This is a genomic window from Brucella pituitosa (assembly GCF_003049685.1).
In the GTDB taxonomy this organism is placed as follows: domain Bacteria; phylum Pseudomonadota; class Alphaproteobacteria; order Rhizobiales; family Rhizobiaceae; genus Brucella; species Brucella pituitosa.
Map to the genome: position 1 here is coordinate 133,857 of NZ_PYSY02000002.1, position 15,834 is coordinate 149,690.

A 15,834-nucleotide genomic window follows, 5' to 3' on the forward strand; every position below is an offset into this window, starting at 1 on the left:
GATGGAATTGAGCCATGACTGACACAATCGTTCTTGGCGCCGGTATGGTCGGTGTTTCCACCGCTCTCGCGTTGCAGGAGAGGGGACATCATGTGGTTCTTGTGGATCGTAAGGCACCGGGACAGGAAACCAGCTATGGCAATGCTGGCATTATCCAGACTGAAGCTGTGGAGCCTTATGCTTTTCCACGTTCGCTGCGCGAAATCCTGTCTGTTGCTTTAAAACGCGGCAATGATGTCGATTGGCGAATGCGTGATATGCCATATCTGGTTGGCCCGCTGTGGCGGTATTTCGCGCATTCGGCACCGCAACCGTATGCTAAAGCGGTTGCGACTTATTCGAAACTCATAATGCGAGCGAGCGCAGATCATGCACGGTTCATAGAGCCTGCAGGCGCAGATGAACTGATTGTTCGGAAAGGTTGGCGTGCGGTTTATCGCACTGCGGAGAAGTTTGAGCTTGCGGCAGCATCCGCAGAAAGGTTGAAGCAAATATACGACGTGCCGAACACGGTGCTTGGGACGAATGAAATCGCATCGCTTGAACCAACGTTGTGCCGCCCGCTGGCTGGTGCTGTTCACTGGACGTCTCCGTGGACGTGCCGCGATCCGGGCGAGCTGGTGAAGCGATATGCTTCGCTCTTTGTCGCGCGTGGCGGAACGCTGGTAATTGGGGATGCAATGTCGTTGCAGCAGCATGGTGTGAGTTGGCGCGTAATGTTGCAGGACGGTCCGATAGTTTCTCAGAACGCAGTCGTCGCTCTGGGGCCATGGTCGCCCGCATTTCTCAAAACCCTAGGCTACCGAATACCGATGGTCTTCAAGCGTGGCTATCATCGACACTTTATATCTCCTGATGGGCCACTAATGTCGACATTGGATGTTGAAAACGCAACATTTATAGCTCCGATGAACAAGGGGCTGCGTATTCTGACTGGCGCGCATATGGCGCCACTGGGGAGTGTACCTTCGTCTCGCCAGATACTTCACGCTGAAGCGGCAGCAGGTGAGCTTTTTGCTCTACAGGAACCCGTCGAAACAACTCGGTGGTCAGGAACGCGCCCTTGTATGCCGGATATGCTGCCGGTCGTGGGACCGGGTCGGCATAAAGGTCTTTGGTTCCATTTTGGACATGGTCATCAGGGATTCACACTGGGACCGACAACGGCGTCTCTTCTGGCCGGGCAGTTTGATGATCACAATATCGAACCGCCTATGAAGGCTTTGCTGCCATCGACACGCAACTGGTACTGACTTTTGGCGGCTGGGGCGTATGTTGAAACGGGTGAAACGGTTTTCGGATACGCGTTAATGCAAATGTCAGAGTGGAAAGCTTTCATAAGAAAAAGAAACAGACCTTTTGGTCCAAATCTCAACGCACAAAATCCATAACTGGCTTATAAAGATCGCAAAGCCCTTCATTTGACTGGAGATTCTTATGATCAAGCTTATCACGCTCACTTCATTGGCTGTTACATTGCTCTCTTCGACGGTTCTGGCTTCTGGCTCTGGTTCCATAGATGCAATTACATTGTCATCGGGTGGGGTGTCGGAAATATCCAGAAAGCCCGCGATTTCCGATGATGGAATTGTTGAGATCGAAGTTCCTCTCAATCAGGTCGATGATGTACTCAAAAGTCTTGTTCTCAAGGGTGGAAAGGGTGCGATAAAAAGTATTTCTCTGGCTGGCCCAAATCCGCTTGAGGAAACTTTCCGACAGCTCCCATTTTCGTCGTCGGACCTGTCCTCAATGTCGGCTTTCCTGTCTTCGATTCCGGGAACGCCGGTAACGGTTTCGAGTGCTGGAAAAACCGTGAAGGGTAAAGTTCTGGGTGTGGAGGCTGTGGCCAAATCCGATGATGCCAAGTCTCACGTGCTGACTGTGCTTGATCAGGATGGACAGATCCAGACCATCAAACTTGGGGAAGACACATCGCTAAGTGTCGATGATGCCGGCATGAAACTAAAGCTCGCGAATGCCACAGCGGCTTTGGGGCGCGGGAGCAACGATAGCGCGCGTGTAATTCGCATAACAGTTGGTGGTCTTTCAGCGACGGATTCCCGTTTGGCTTATGTCGTTGCAGCGCCCATCTGGAAGACGGCTTACCGGATTTTAACGGAGCCAAATGGCAAAGCCCGGCTTCAGGCCTGGGCTGTTGTTGAAAACGCCAGCGGCGAAGATTGGAAAGACGTCAAGCTGACGCTTACTTCGGCTGATCCTGTTACATTGAAACAGCGTCTGCACCAGATCTATTGGAAGGATAGGGCTGAGGTCATTGTAGATACGGCGACCAATAATGTCGTCGAGGCGGATACCGGAAATCTGGCAAACAGAGCAAGAGCTCGTTCGGCCGCGAGTGAAAAGGCTGCGGTATTCGAGAGTGATGAACAAATGGCAGGGGCGATGCGTGTCCCAGCGCCCGCCATTAGTGGTTATGGAGGTAGCTCCGCAACTGAAAACACGAACAGTGCTGTTGCCGCAGCCTCTGAAAATGACACCAGTGCAAGTTTTGAGCTTCCCGGAACATTCAGTCTGACAAATGGCGATAGCTTGTCTGTTCCTATTGTCGATGCGCAGATTGAAGCGGAGATGGTTTCAATTTATCGGGGCGGTAGCAGTAATATTCATCCGGTTGCGGCGATTATGCTGAAAAACTCAACGGGCAACAGCATGCCGGGCGGTATCCTGACTGTTTACGACAGCGGTGCTGGTTACGTTGGCGATGCTCAACTATTGAGCCTCCCAAAGGATGACACGAGAATTGCTGCTTTCGCGACAGACCGGAAAGTGACGATAACGCAAGAGCAGGAACCAACGCGACAGATCACCGATATCAAAGTCGTTGATGGTGTTATTCGCATTGCGCAGAAAGTGCGTGAAACCACGACCTATCGTATATCGGGTGCACTTGATGCTGACAGGACAGTTATTATTGAACATCCTGTTCGGGGCGGTTGGTCATTTTCCTCCCAGGCTGATGATGGCAAAACAGTTTCCCACCACCGGCTGAAAGCCTTGGTTAAAGCTGGGGAAGAACAATCGATCGTCGCTGTCGATGAACAGATTCAGAGCGAAAGCTATGGACTTATCGATGTCGATCCAGCTGCGCTTTTAAGTTGGTCATCCTCCGCATCAGATAAGGGTGTTGCGGAAAAGTTCAGCCAGCTTGCGAAGGCCAGACAACAGCAGATTGACAAACAGCTCGAACTGCAAAGGTCTGAGGAGAAGCTTCAGGATCTCCAGGGTGAGCAGGAACGGATTCGTGAAAATATCGCTGCTGTGCCCGAGAACAGCGACTTGAAGGCCAAATATCTGACGATGCTTGAGGAAAGTGAGGACACTATATCGGAAGTGTCGAAAGCCCGACAAGCAAGTAAAGTAGAAATTGATCGTTTTACCAATGAAGTCCGGGAGCAGATACGGAACTTCTAAAACGCGAAGCGTGTCCCTACTACCTAAATCACCTACCGTTTCATGGACATCAGTTTACTCGGTTGTCCATGAAGGCGAGGAATGGTTCATGCCTGATTGAGATGTGGACTTAGAACAGTACCATTAATGTGGTTCCAGTTAAGGTTGAATCGTTGGAATCGCACTATCTACTTGTTTTAAGCATTGTCCAACCTGAAGCTGGGTCGCACTTTTGGCTCTAATGTATATTATGACTGTAGACTACAAAGGACACAATTGTGGTCAACGCACCAATAGCTGCGAGCAGATAAGCACGTCGCGAAAAGTGACGATTTTTGTTGGTCAAGCCGAGTGCTGTCATGGTTAGAGTCCACAAAACCAAAAATGCCAAAAGCAACAATGTGTAGACTGGTTTAGAAAGATCGTATCCGCCTCCACCGATTGAGGGAACCACCGGTGGTGTTGGATTTAACAACCAGTTGAATCCACCTGTTGCTAAAGCGAAGACAGCAACCCAAAAGAAAAATACGCGATCTCTCAACTTTGACTCCACGGATGACACATAGGTTCGTAATGATTTGCTACTGAATTCTCATCCGGCAACGATAAGGCCATGTTGGCCTTTGATATGCCAATTGATGCGCGAATAGCAATCATCGGTTAAACTGCACTGAAAGAAGCGCGCCATATCCGGACGCGGCATTGTTCTATACTAACGCATCAATCTGGGTGGAGGATTTGCCAATGTCGTCGTTAACTACCAGTTCGCGGTGCTGTTCAGATAATACGGCTCGATCGGTGGTCACACGCGCATTACAAATTCTACTACTGGCCGCCGGCATACTGGCCAGTTTTTCGCAAGTGGCTTGGTCGCAGGAGGCAGATGTTATGTCAGCTAAAGAATCCAATCCACGTGTGCTCGGGTGGATGGAGGGTTTTCCTCCCACGGAGGATAAAATTATTCGTTTTTCCGATCCTGATTACTTCAGTTTTCCGAAATTGCGCTGGACCGTCTGCCACTTTCGTCAGTTAATGCCGACAGTAAATGTGAGCCGTGGCATAGGTTCTCCTGCTCCTCTGATGCAACAAGCTGATCCGGCGATAGATGCCATCACTTTCAGCCCGTTGGGCAGTGATAAAACGATGACCTGGGCGCAGTCATTTGATGCGAACTTCACCGATGGGATCGTTGTTCTGCATAAAGGAATGGTTGTGTATGAGCGCTATTCAGGCTGTCTGGATGTTTCAGGCCAGCATGGAGCCATGTCCGTAACCAAATCGATCACCGGTTTGTTGGGTGAAATGCTGGTGGCAGATGGTACACTTAACGAAGCAGCCCAAGTCAGCAGCCTTGTGCCGGAGCTTGCAAAAAGTGCATTCGGAGATGCGACTGTCCGGCAGGTTCTGGATATGACCACGGGTCTGGATTACAGCGAGGATTACAGTGATCCAAATGCGGATGTCTGGATATATTCTGCTGCAGGCAATCCTTTGCCGAAGCCTGATAATTATACCGGACCGCGCACTTATTTTGACTATTTGAAAACAGTCCGTAGGCAGGGCGAGCACGGAGAAGCGTTTGGCTATCGGACGATTAATTCTGACGCGCTTGGCTGGATTATCGCGCGTGTCACCGGGAAATCTGTAGCAACCCTATTATCAGAACGCATCTGGAGCAAATTGGCCACTGAGCAGGACGCATATTATACGGTCGATTCTATCGGTACGCCTTTTGCGGGCGGTGGTTTCAATGCCGGACTGCGCGATATGGCGCGTCTGGGACAGCTTTTGCTCAATGATGGTGTGATCAACGGTGAGCGGCTTGTGCCTGCGACTGCAGTCGCCAGTATCAAAGGTGGAGGCGACAAGAAGGCATTTGAAAAAGCTGGATACAAGCTACTGTCGGGTTGGAGCTATCGTGGCATGTGGTGGGTTTCCCATAATGCGGATGGGGCTTTCATGGCGCGTGGGGTGCACGGACAGGCACTTTATATAGACCCCAAAGCCGAAATGGTGATTGCACGTTTTGCCTCGCACCCAAAGGCAGGCAACGCGTATAATGATCCAACATCGCTACCAGCTTATCAAGCGGTAGCAGACTATCTGATGCAAAAACCGGAGCCTTGATAGAGGCCCCGGCTGATAAACGTGACTAATAATGCCCCATGGCTTCCTGTTCGATAACTGCGCCCATTCCTTTTGAGAGAAGGGCGGTCAGCATATCGTTGAGTTCGAAGCCGAAAGCCCCATTCGTCAATGCAGCAGGAAGAATGTCAGGACAGGCGAGCGCAACTGCATGAATTATATCGCTTGGTGTGGCTGCGTCTTTTAACGCGGCCTGAAGCTCCGTTGCTTTGGGGTCATTCAGCGGCAGGGGCTGGCCGTCGGGATCCTTTCGCACGAGAAAGGCAAGCCAAGCGGCCAAAGCAAACACAAAGGGACGTATCGATCCACCAGCCGCTATCGTTTCCAATGCTGGGGCCGTTATGCGTTGGGGAAGCTTTTGGGTGCCGTCCATTGCGATCTGCGCCGTAGAGTGAGCAATCGCCGGATTGGAAAATCGCTCAGCCAAGGCCGCTGCGTAGCCGTTGAGATCAATGGTTAGTCCTTTAATCGTTGCTGCGGCCGCAGCAAGATGGCGCTGAACCAGCGCAGCGTGATCACGATTTGCCATAACATCACGTACAAATGTTTTACCTGACAACTGCCCACTATAAGCCAGCATGGAATGGGCACCGTTCAGCATCCGCAGTTTCATGCGTTCATACGGAGTAACGTCATCAACGAATAGAGCACCAGCGCATTCCCACTCTGGTCGGCCAGCGCAGAACCGGTCCTCAATTACCCATTGAGTGAATGGCTCGGTTTCGACCGCTGCCTGATCTTCCCGCCCTGTCAGTTCTGCAGCCAGTTTGGCAGTATCGTCATTTGATGCCGGAGTGATGCGATCGACCATGGACGACGGGAAACTGACATGACTTTCTATCCAGTTGGAAAGCTGCTTTCCGCGAGTTTCACGCGCGAAAGTCAGTACCGCGTTGCGCAGCTTCTGGCCATTGTGCGATAGGTTATCACAACTCAGCACTGTGAATGGCGGCAGGCTCAATTTCATTCTGCGGGCGAGCGCAGCGACAATCAAGCCGATCACCCCAGTCGGAGTTTCCGGATTTGCAAGATCGGCTGCGACTGCGGGATGACCGTGATCGAGTTGCCCGTCACTGGTGATGCCATATCCTTTTTCCGTCACGGTCAGACTGACGATGCGGCAGTCGGGTGATGCCATGGCGTTCAGTGCTTCGCTGCTGACGTCTGGTCCGGCCAATACCCGTTCAAGGGCACCGATCACGCGTGCCTCCGTGGAAGCGCCGCGCGTGATCATCGTATAATGACCATTCTGCGGATTCAGACTATCAGCAACTGCGGTTCCGCGTAGTGACACGCCGACTACCCGCCAGTCGCCACCCTTTTTTGCAAGAACAGTATCGGTATAAGCCAGCAGATGGGCGCGGGCAAAATTGCCAAGCCCTAAATGGACGATGCCAACCCCATGATTTTCAGGCTTATAGCCGGGCCAGGTGGCGGCTGTTCCATCACTCGCCATTGCTGAAAGTCTTGTCATTCAACGACCCTGACATCTGGATGCGATAGCGCAGTCATGATCCCACGCAACTCGGCCAAACCTTTCAATCGTCCAATGGACGGATAACCCGGCTGTGCTCTTCTGTTCAAATCGTCAAGAATATCCTGACCATGATCTGGCCGCATTGGAATTTGCCAGTCTGTACGGCCCGCAGCCTTGCGCCGGTTTTCTTCTGCCAGAATGGCTGCGATCATGGCGACCATATCGGTATGGCCTTCCAGGTGCGCCGCTTCATGGAACGACCCACCAAGATGTGGTTCTTCGAGTGCGACATTGCGCAGATGCAGGAAATGCACCCGTTCGCCCAGACGTTTCATCATGCCCGGTAGATCATTGTCGGCGCGTGTCCCCAGTGATCCCGTGCAAAGTGTAATGCCATTTGCCGGAATATTCACCGCGTCCATCACTGCTTTATAGTCGGCTTCGGTCGACATGATGCGTGGCAAGCCGAGTAGTGGAAACGGCGGATCGTCTGGATGGCAGCACAAACGTACACCGAGTTCTTCTGCCAGCGGGCTTACCTCTGCCAGAAAATCGATCAGGTGTCCCCGAAGACGCTCAGGTGAAATATTGTCGTAATGTGCAAGATGGAGCTTCACATCGTCCATCGACATGCGTTCGGCAGCGCCGGGCAAGCCAAAAACGACATTGCCCGAGAGTTCCAGACGCCGGGTGTCAGACATCTCCGTAAAACGCTTGCGTGCCGCTTCGAGAACGTCTGAGCTGTAATCGTCTGATGCGCCATCGCGCTGCAGAAGAAACAAATCGAAGGCTGCAAAATCGATGGCGTCGTAGCGCATACAAGTGGCACCGTTTGGCAATCGATAAGCCAGATCAGTGCGCGTCCAGTCAAGGATTGGCATGAAGTTATAGCAGATTACCTCAATACCCGCATCGCGCAGGTTTCGCATTGAGGTCTTCCAGTTCGCGATATGTGTTTTCCACTCGCCTGTCTGGCGTTTGATGTCTTCGGAAACCGGCAGGCTCTCGACGACCTCCCATCTCAGACCGGAGGCATCCCCGTTCTTCATTCGAGCGATGTCTGCTTTTCGCTTTTCGATTTCCACGGGCGACCAGACTGCGCCAGTCGCAACATGGTGCAGGGCTGTTACGACACCTTCTACTCCTGCCTGTAGCATGTCATCGATGGATACCAGGTCCTTGGGGCCGAACCAGCGCCAGGTCTGTCTCATATTGTCGTCTCTCTGTTTTCAGTGCCGTGCAGATGCATTGGCAAAAGTAATTTGAACCTTGACCGATTGCGATCGATCTGTTGCCGCGTGAAATGCGGAAAGTGCGTCAGTTACAGGCAGTGTGGCTGTGATAATCGGACGTGGGTCGATTGCGTGCGTTCCGATCAGGCGTACAGCTTCAGCGAATTCGGTGTCGAAACGCTGCGAGCCGACGAACTGGATTTCCTTACCAACCATCACATTCAACGGCATGGTGGTTGGTCCTGCTACCCCCACCTGCACCATCGTTCCGAGCGGCCGCAGACATGAAATCGCATCATTGATTGCGGGTGCCGCGGCCGAGCATTCGAAGACCAGATCAACCTTGCCTTTGCCTTCTCTCCATCGGTCGAGCCCGTTGGGATTGGCTGCAATGTTGACTGTGTGATCGGCCCCCAATTTTGCAGCAATTGCCAGTGTCGCGTCCTGAATATCCGTCACGATGATTTCAGAAGCGCCTCGCATTCGCGCAACCGCCACACAAAGCGCCCCGATAGGGCCTGCTCCGGTTACCAGAACGACTTTGCCTGAAAGGCTCCCGGCGATTGCTTCACCGCGATTGGCCGCATGCAGACAGACCGCCAACGGTTCAGAACAGGCCGTAGCACCTGGGTCAATATCATCAGGCACAGCAAAGCATTGATCCGCAGCAATCACCATTTTGTCGCGAAACATGCCTTGCTGATGCGGAAGGTACATTGCTGAACCTTTAAAACGCATCGCAATGCAGTGGCGCGGCAAGTCTTGCTGGCAAAAACTGCAAGTGCCACAAGGCTGGGACGGGTTCATGGCAACAAGCTGGCCGACAGCGAGGTTTGTTACACCCTCGCCAAGTGCTTCGATACGCCCGGATGCCTCATGTCCGAGAATGATTGGTTCACGAACACGAATTGTACCAATGCCACCTTCCAGCCAGTAATGCAGATCCGACCCGCAAATGCCGCCAGCCTGAACGGCAACCATTACTTCGCCGGGGCCGGGTGTTTCGAGAGGTTTGGTTTCTATCCTCAGGTCATCTTGCGCATGAAGACAAACGACACGTGTTTCCGACAGTTCTGTCATTGCAACCTCAAGGCATCAATGTGTTGGGCAACCACGTCGCCAAAGGCGGGAAATAGCTGACCATCAGAAGAACGATAATATTGGTGATAATGTAGGGAATGATTGCCCTGATTACCGGTGATAGAGGTAGTCGAGCTATATTTGACGCGACGAACAGGCAGACTCCGACTGGAGGCGTCGTCAGACCGATCATCAGGTTCAGAACTGCAAAACAGGCGAAGTGAATGGGGTCGATGCCGACCGCGATAGCCAGAGCCTGCAAAGGCACGAACAGAATGATCAGTGCAGCAATCGTTTCCATGAACATGCCGACAAACAGAAGCAGAATGTTGATCAGCAGGATGACAAGAAACTTGTTGTCCGTAATAGATAGAACTGCATTGGCGAGTGTCTGCGGAATGCGCTCCGCGACCAAAATCCAGCCAAAGACATTGGCAGTGCCAACCAGCACCAAGATGCCGGCCGAACTGATTGCGCTGTCGATGATGATCTTTGGAATACGGCTTACTGGCAATTCCCGATAGATGAACAGACCGACGAGGGCCGCATAAAGACACGCAACTACGGCAGTTTCTGTTGGTGTGGTGATTCCGATCAGCAGCCCACCAACGATTAGTGCAGTCATCGCAATTGCCCAGATCGCACCTGTGAACGACGTGAGCAACTCTTTGACGCCCTTCCAGTCTTCACGAGGGAAGTTCTTTTTCTTGGCGATGAAATAGGTGGTCACCATCATCGCAAAACCCATCAGTAGACCGGGCATTGCACCGGCGAGAAACAGTTTTCCCACTGAAAGCCCGGAGAGCGATCCGACAATGATCATGGGAACGCTTGGTGGGATCATTGGGCCGACAGTCGATGAAGCAGCGGTGACTGCAGCTGAGAAATCAGCGGGGTATCCGACTTTCTTCATGCCGGGGATCATCATGCCGCCAACCGACGCCACATCGGCGACCGCTGTTCCGGAAATGCCGCCGAAGAGCATTGAGGCTGCGATGTTGGCTTGTGCCAGCCCGCCGCGCATCCAGCCGACGAGAGCATTGGCAAAGCGAATGATCCGCTCGGTAATGCCACCGGAGTTCATCAGGTTTCCAGCCAGAATGAAGCCGGGAATGCAGAGCAGCACGAAACTGTCCATCCCAGCATACATTTTCTGAGGAATGACAACCAGCGGGATGTCTGCGAACAGAAGATAAGCCATTGAGGACAGGCCCAATGTCACGGCTACGGGCAAGCCGATGGCAAGGCCCAGCACAAACGTGCCAAGAAGAAGGGTCAGACCCATCAGTTTTCCTCCGAATTGGGGATGGGGCGCCCGTCATGGCGTCCTGTCAGCATCTCGACGATGCGCATCAGCGCCCAAATGGTCAGCGCAACGAAAAGAATGAGCTGCGATGCGTGAATAAAATCCATGCGCCAGCCGAGAGAAGGGGCCGTTTGACGGCTGCCGATGGTGGTATAATCCCATGCGGCGGGCAAAAGAACGATTGCGAAAACCACTGTCAGGATTGCACTGATCAGTCGCAACAGCCAAGGCATACGACCGGGTAGGCTTTCACATAAGAGATCGACATTGACCATATCGCCACTGCGCAAGGCGAGACCTGCGCCGAGTGCTCCGATGTAGAGCAGACAGAATCTGGTTAGCTCTTCTGTCCAGACCGGAGCCGTGCTTAAGAATGTGCGTGCGTAAACCTGCAACAGAACAGAGCCCATAAGCACAAGAAATGTTGCGAGTATCAGAAGGCGGCACACGCCCTCCAACCCTTTGAATGTTTTTGTCATGGTGTCCTCGACAGGCTAGCTGCCGGATTTTATCCGGCAGAGCCTTGATCTCAGTCGTTGAAAACCTGCTCAGCCAGAGGACGGATTTCCTGCGGCACCGATGCGATAACGGCGTCCTTTGCCTTGCTCGCAAATGCGGCCTGGTCAACTTCCACGAATTTCACACCACGTGCTTCCAGATCGGTGACGAGTGCTTTTTCGTCAGCCGTAAACAATTCACGCTCGTAAGCCTGCGTGGTTTTGGCGGCTTCCTTCAAAGCAGCCTGATCTGCTTCCGACAATTTGCCCCAGCTGCGCTCTGATATTGTCAGGTAGATCCATGAGCGAACGTGTTCAGTTTTGTTGACGACCTTCTGAACTTCGTAAAAGCCACCCGACTTGAAGAGGGCGAGCGGATTTTCCTGTCCTTCGATGGTGCCGTTCTGAAGCGAGGTGAACACTTCCGAGAAGGCCATAGGGGTTGGATTTGCACCAAGCGCTTGCCATGCAGCCACAAAAATCGGCACATTTGGCACGCGGACTTTGAAACCCTTCAGATCTTCCGGCTTTGTAATCTCACGATTGGCTGAGAGATTGCGCGGACCGCGTGCGAAATAAGTCAGAGGGCGAATGCCCGCCTTTTCGATGATCTCGGCTTCGATCTGCTGGCCGATATCACCCGATGCAACCTTGTCCATATGTTCAAGCGACTTGTATCCATATGGCAAAGCCAGCAAAGCCGCTTTAGGCGCCCAATTCTGCAGACTTTCGCCGGTGATGGTCATGTCGGCGGTGCCAAGCTGCATGCCGTTGATGACGTCGATTTCCTTGCCGAGCGATTCATTGGGATAGACTTCAACCGCTACGCGCCCTTCGGTGCGTGTCTTGACCTCGTCAGCGAATTTCAATGCGGCCTTGTGCCAGATGTTCTCTTCATTGGCGAGGTGGCCAAGCTTAAGAGTAACCTCCTGTGCAAGCGATGTCCCTCCCATCAATGCGAGCATCGCGCAGGTTGCCGCTATGTGTTTAAAACTCTGAAACTTCATTCTTTCCTCCTCCGGAATGATGTCGATGCCGTTTTTGTCCGGCGTTATAGAAAATATTCGGGCCTTTCCTGCTCTATGACGGGGAGATCGATCAGAATCCCCTGCAGGTGTTGCCGCATGAATTGTTCAGCCCGGGAGGCATTTCCCGACGCAATGGCGTCAACCACCTCACGGTGCTGGGCGATCAGACGGGCAACCGGAAAATGCATGCTCGACAAAAAGCGCACGCGGTCCATCTGCGCCTTCATCTCAACCACGACGCGCCAGGCTTTGCCCTTGTCAGCGCCTTCAGCCAAAGTGCGGTGGAATATTTCGTCGGCATCCATGAAATCTCTTGCCGATCCGCCAATGAGTTCTTCCTGGCGAACGAGCTGCGCCCGTAGTTCGGTCACAAGCGCATCGTCTGGTGATTGGGCCAGAAGCTTAACGATATCGGCCTCAACGGCTTCGCGCACAAAGCGTGCATCCATTACTGCCTGAAGTGAGATTTTTGCGACAAAGGTTCCTCGCTGGGGGCGAACCTCAAGTAACCCTTCATTGGCAAGCGTAATAAAGGCTTCACGGACAGGCTGGCGGCTCACGCCATACTGCTGAGCCACGTCAGCTTCAGAAATTCGCGTGCCAGGGGACAATGCATTGTCAATGATGGCAGCTCGCAACGTAGCGTAAAGCTGATCCACCACACTGATGTGCTTTGGTCGCAACAATGGACTTTGCATATTCTTCGTCTCCTCGATTTCCGATTATACCATACTACCATACCAGTCAATATGGTGACGTGTTTGCACCGCTGTGGCTCAGCTTGCTGATGTTTACTACGGCGAGTAAATAGCCGAATTATCTCGGCTTTTCGTCAATTTTTTAGGCAATGAAAAATTGGATGATGTGTCGGTCTGCAGGCCGCAAAGCAGGTTATTCCGCCGATCTGGCCGTATCAGATCGGCGCTCCAGCAACTTATTTTGAAGTGAGTCTCACCTCGAAACGCGTCCCGCCTTTTTCAGGAAGCGTTCACTGAGTGATTGCATGCACTAGAGCATTTCCTGTTTTTCTTGAATCATTGGAAATGCTCTATCTCTTTGTTTTTTCGCATTATCCGACGCAAAACCGCTTCGCACTTTTGCTGGAAATGCTCTAATCACACGGTTTGATATGAATTGGCGTCGCTTGCTCTTTGCCCAACTCAATGCATTTCTGTGCTGCGCAAAAGGTCCAGCCGCCGCCTGTTTTGCCGGATGCAGCCAGTACGATTTCCTGCCGGGGCGGTATGTGCGGGCGGTAGTGATACCAACCGTCTTCCAGGACGGCATCAGCCGGCGGATCCATACCGGCTCCAGAGCCTTTAATGCGCGCCTCTGATAGAACCAGCCCCTGAGAAGTCACTGTCCACGACTCCTCCCATGGTATTTTTTCAACACTATGCGTCCATGAGAGGAGAAAGCTTGTGGCGGCGACTTTCAAAACGCCGCCAGCTGTTGCAATGCAGATCGCCATTTAGCCGGACGACGCGACAATGGATGGCCGCGATCTCCAGAAATGCCAGATGAGGAATGCTGCACAGGCGGTGAAACCCATTTCATCGCTATAAGGATAGGTCGCTAGCATCAGAGCGATAGCGGAGAAAGCCCATATGCGTTCCCACATATTCAGCGGTGTGCGAAGGTGGCCGATCGCCGCTGCCCCCCAAAGAAGGATACTGAGCAGCGCTTTAACGAACATATAAGCGAAGGCAGGCCAGAAACCGAACTTCTCAGAAAGAGGTCCGCCTTCCTGCAGCATGATGACCGGTTCGTACACAGCCATGAAAGGTACGGCGAAGCCCGCTACTGCAATGCGGATCGCTTGCATGCCGATCTTCATCCCCGATTCCCGTGCAATTGGGGCTGCCGCGAAGGCAGCAAGAGCTACAGGTGGGGTGAGGTCTGCCATGATGCCAAAATAGAAGACAAACATGTGCGACACCAGAAGAGGTACTTCGAGGTGAAGAAGTGCGGGCCCAGCTATCGAAGAGGTGATGATGTAGTTGGGAATGGTCGGAATGCCCATGCCGAGTATGAGACAGGCAAGCATGGTCAATACCAGCGAGAAGAACAACGAGTTCTCTCCGACGCTGACAATCAAACGCGCAAAAGTCGATCCTGCCCCCGTGAGCGCCAGAACGCCGATGATGACGCCAACTAATGCGCAGGCAACACCCACTGGAAGCGCATTTTTGGCACCTTCTGCGAGGCTTTGAAGACAAAGATTGAGCGTTTCCCGACCACCACGCACTAGAAAATTGATCGCGACCAGAAGTGCTACAAGAGCAATGATCAGCGTAATACCGCGTAGGGCGTAGCCGAAAATGTTGAAAGTCGTGCCGAAGGCTGCTGCCGACATAACGCCCAGCGCGACCCAGAACAGCACACGCAACGGCATGGACATGCCGCCGGAAACGGGGACGCCGAGGATGATAAGCGCAGTGAGACTGAGGCCAACGGTGCCTGCAAAAAGTGGCGTGTAGCCCGAGAAAAGAAGCCATACCAGTGCGGCAAGTGGCAACACCAAAAACCAGCGTTTTCTGATTGCTTCCAATGCGCTTGGCATCTCGCTTTTATTGAGGCCCTTCATTTTGAGGCGACGTGCTTCAAGATCCACCATGACAAAGACGGTGATGAAGTAAAGAATTGCCGGGATGATTGCGGCTTTGACGATGTCGACGTAAGGCAGGCCGAGCGTTTCAGCCATGATAAAAGCCACGGCACCCATAACTGGGGGCATAATCTGGCCCCCCATTGATGCAACGGCCTCAACGCCACCGGCAAAGGCGGGGCGAAATCCAGACCGTTTCATCAGGGGAATGGTGAAAGCGCCTGTCGTCACGACATTGGCCACGCCGGAGCCGTTGATCGTCCCCATGAGTGCAGACGAGATCACCGATACTTTTGCCGGTCCGCCGCGCGATGCTCCGACCGTCCCCATAGCTATGTCGTTGAAAAGCTGGATCATGCCTGCGCGCTCGAGAAATGCCCCGAATAGGATAAAGAGGAAGATATAGCTCGATGAAACGTAGATTGGTGTCCCATAGATGCCTTCGGTTCCCAAAAAGAGAACCTCGATCACTTGCTCGAAATCATAACCACGGTGATTGAAAGGATGCGGCAAATATTGCCCGAACAGACCGTAGGCTAAAAAGATCGCGCAGATCAGCGGCAAGGTCCAGCCCATCATCTTTTTCCCCGCCCAGAAGACGAGAGCGACGACGAGGATGCCGATCACAATATCCAGTGTGTTGGGTTCCCCCGCGCGGATCACGAGGTCTTCATAAAAAATCCAATGATAAAGGCTGAGCACAAAAGCCACGATTGCCGCAAACCAGAAGGCTGCTCTTTGGGCGGTCACGGTGCTTGCATTCGCATAAAGACCAAACAGCAATAGGAGCAGAAAGCCGACATGGATGGACCGAACCACCTGACTGGGTAACGGTGAATAGGCGGACGTCCAAAGCTGGAAAACAGAAAAAGCCACGGCAATGGCAAACAGGAGTCTCGCACCTGTGCCCGCGCCCCAGGCTGGAATGTGCTCGGCCGATTCTACGGCGCTGTTCTCGCTCTGCGTCATGAGTAAACCTTCATCAGATTATACCAGTTAAAACAAACAGTTGCGCAATGATCTGCGTTGTTCAGATCAAATGAGCTCTGT

13 protein-coding genes are annotated in these 15,834 nt (G+C 52.8%); 3 read left to right on the forward strand and 10 right to left on the reverse strand.

The window, feature by feature from the left end; all coding sequences use genetic code 11:
• Positions 1-14 precede the first annotated feature (14 nt).
• Together C9380_RS12900 and C9380_RS12905 are read left to right on the forward strand one after the other, a co-directional pair.
• Positions 15-1,253 carry an NAD(P)/FAD-dependent oxidoreductase gene (locus C9380_RS12900; RefSeq protein ID WP_128093708.1) on the forward strand — a complete coding sequence of 413 codons (1,239 nt, stop codon included), beginning with the start codon at positions 15-17 and terminating at the stop codon, positions 1,251-1,253.
• 184 nt (positions 1,254-1,437) lie between these two features.
• On the forward strand, positions 1,438-3,432 hold the full coding sequence (locus C9380_RS12905) for a DUF4139 domain-containing protein (RefSeq protein ID WP_128093709.1): 1,995 nt from the start codon (positions 1,438-1,440) through the stop codon (positions 3,430-3,432).
• A gap of 217 nt (positions 3,433-3,649) precedes the next feature.
• Here the strand turns inward: C9380_RS12905 and C9380_RS12910 are convergent, their stop codons facing one another.
• A complete protein-coding gene (locus C9380_RS12910; protein WP_084486685.1) occupies positions 3,650-3,952 on the reverse strand; it encodes a hypothetical protein in 303 nt (100 codons plus the stop codon).
• A 347-nt stretch (positions 3,953-4,299) separates the two neighbouring features.
• Between C9380_RS12910 and C9380_RS12915 the strand changes: the two genes are divergently transcribed.
• The gene (locus tag C9380_RS12915; RefSeq protein ID WP_128094426.1) at positions 4,300-5,538 is read left to right on the forward strand and encodes a serine hydrolase domain-containing protein; all 1,239 of its coding nucleotides are present in this window, start codon (positions 4,300-4,302) and stop codon (positions 5,536-5,538) included.
• Between the two features lie 25 nt (positions 5,539-5,563).
• Here C9380_RS12915 and C9380_RS12920 read toward each other — a convergent pair whose 3' ends face one another.
• From C9380_RS12920 to C9380_RS12960, 9 genes are all read right to left on the reverse strand, one after another.
• On the reverse strand, positions 5,564-7,030 hold the full coding sequence (locus C9380_RS12920) for a mannitol dehydrogenase family protein (RefSeq protein ID WP_128093710.1): 1,467 nt from the start codon (positions 7,028-7,030) through the stop codon (positions 5,564-5,566).
• The gene (gene uxuA / locus C9380_RS12925) at positions 7,027-8,244 is read right to left on the reverse strand and encodes a mannonate dehydratase (protein WP_100556805.1); all 1,218 of its coding nucleotides are present in this window, start codon (positions 8,242-8,244) and stop codon (positions 7,027-7,029) included. Before uxuA ends, C9380_RS12920 begins: the two co-directional genes overlap by 4 nt.
• A gap of 18 nt (positions 8,245-8,262) precedes the next feature.
• Positions 8,263-9,345: an L-idonate 5-dehydrogenase gene (locus tag C9380_RS12930; RefSeq protein ID WP_128093711.1), complete on the reverse strand. Its 1,083-nt coding sequence runs from the start codon at positions 9,343-9,345 to the stop codon at positions 8,263-8,265.
• A gap of 7 nt (positions 9,346-9,352) precedes the next feature.
• Positions 9,353-10,630, reverse strand: a complete 1,278-nt coding sequence (locus tag C9380_RS12935; RefSeq protein ID WP_100556807.1) for a TRAP transporter large permease — start codon at positions 10,628-10,630, stop codon at positions 9,353-9,355.
• Positions 10,630-11,130, reverse strand: coding sequence for a TRAP transporter small permease (locus C9380_RS12940; protein ID WP_105534586.1), 501 nt, complete (start codon positions 11,128-11,130; stop codon positions 10,630-10,632). The genes C9380_RS12935 and C9380_RS12940 overlap by 1 nt, the downstream gene beginning before the upstream one ends.
• A 50-nt stretch (positions 11,131-11,180) precedes the next feature.
• The gene (locus C9380_RS12945) at positions 11,181-12,155 is read right to left on the reverse strand and encodes a TRAP transporter substrate-binding protein (RefSeq protein WP_105534587.1); all 975 of its coding nucleotides are present in this window, start codon (positions 12,153-12,155) and stop codon (positions 11,181-11,183) included.
• A gap of 44 nt (positions 12,156-12,199) precedes the next feature.
• Positions 12,200-12,874, reverse strand: a complete 675-nt coding sequence (locus tag C9380_RS12950; protein ID WP_105534588.1) for a GntR family transcriptional regulator — start codon at positions 12,872-12,874, stop codon at positions 12,200-12,202.
• A 413-nt stretch (positions 12,875-13,287) separates the two neighbouring features.
• Positions 13,288-13,536 (reverse strand): DUF1850 domain-containing protein, encoded by a 249-nt coding sequence (locus C9380_RS12955; protein ID WP_321191679.1) that lies wholly within the window; start codon positions 13,534-13,536, stop codon positions 13,288-13,290.
• A 111-nt stretch (positions 13,537-13,647) separates the two neighbouring features.
• Positions 13,648-15,753 carry a TRAP transporter permease gene (locus C9380_RS12960; RefSeq protein WP_105534589.1) on the reverse strand — a complete coding sequence of 702 codons (2,106 nt, stop codon included), beginning with the start codon at positions 15,751-15,753 and terminating at the stop codon, positions 13,648-13,650.
• Between the last annotated feature and the right edge of the window lie 81 nt (positions 15,754-15,834).

What these genes read in the sequence shown, in the direction of transcription:
- C9380_RS12960 (WP_105534589.1), bottom strand. Translation starts at nt 15,753, where the DNA reads ATGACGCAGAGCGAGAACAGCGCCGTAGAATCGGCCGAGCACATTCCA.
- C9380_RS12935 (WP_100556807.1), bottom strand. Translation starts at nt 10,630, where the DNA reads ATGGGTCTGACCCTTCTTCTTGGCACGTTTGTGCTGGGCCTTGCCATC.
- C9380_RS12900 (WP_128093708.1), top strand. Translation starts at nt 15, where the DNA reads ATGACTGACACAATCGTTCTTGGCGCCGGTATGGTCGGTGTTTCCACC.
- uxuA (WP_100556805.1), bottom strand. Translation starts at nt 8,244, where the DNA reads ATGAGACAGACCTGGCGCTGGTTCGGCCCCAAGGACCTGGTATCCATC.
- C9380_RS12930 (WP_128093711.1), bottom strand. Translation starts at nt 9,345, where the DNA reads ATGACAGAACTGTCGGAAACACGTGTCGTTTGTCTTCATGCGCAAGAT.
- C9380_RS12945 (WP_105534587.1), bottom strand. Translation starts at nt 12,155, where the DNA reads ATGAAGTTTCAGAGTTTTAAACACATAGCGGCAACCTGCGCGATGCTC.
- C9380_RS12940 (WP_105534586.1), bottom strand. Translation starts at nt 11,130, where the DNA reads ATGACAAAAACATTCAAAGGGTTGGAGGGCGTGTGCCGCCTTCTGATA.
- C9380_RS12920 (WP_128093710.1), bottom strand. Translation starts at nt 7,030, where the DNA reads ATGACAAGACTTTCAGCAATGGCGAGTGATGGAACAGCCGCCACCTGG.
- C9380_RS12915 (WP_128094426.1), top strand. Translation starts at nt 4,300, where the DNA reads ATGTCAGCTAAAGAATCCAATCCACGTGTGCTCGGGTGGATGGAGGGT.
- C9380_RS12950 (WP_105534588.1), bottom strand. Translation starts at nt 12,874, where the DNA reads ATGCAAAGTCCATTGTTGCGACCAAAGCACATCAGTGTGGTGGATCAG.
- C9380_RS12905 (WP_128093709.1), top strand. Translation starts at nt 1,438, where the DNA reads ATGATCAAGCTTATCACGCTCACTTCATTGGCTGTTACATTGCTCTCT.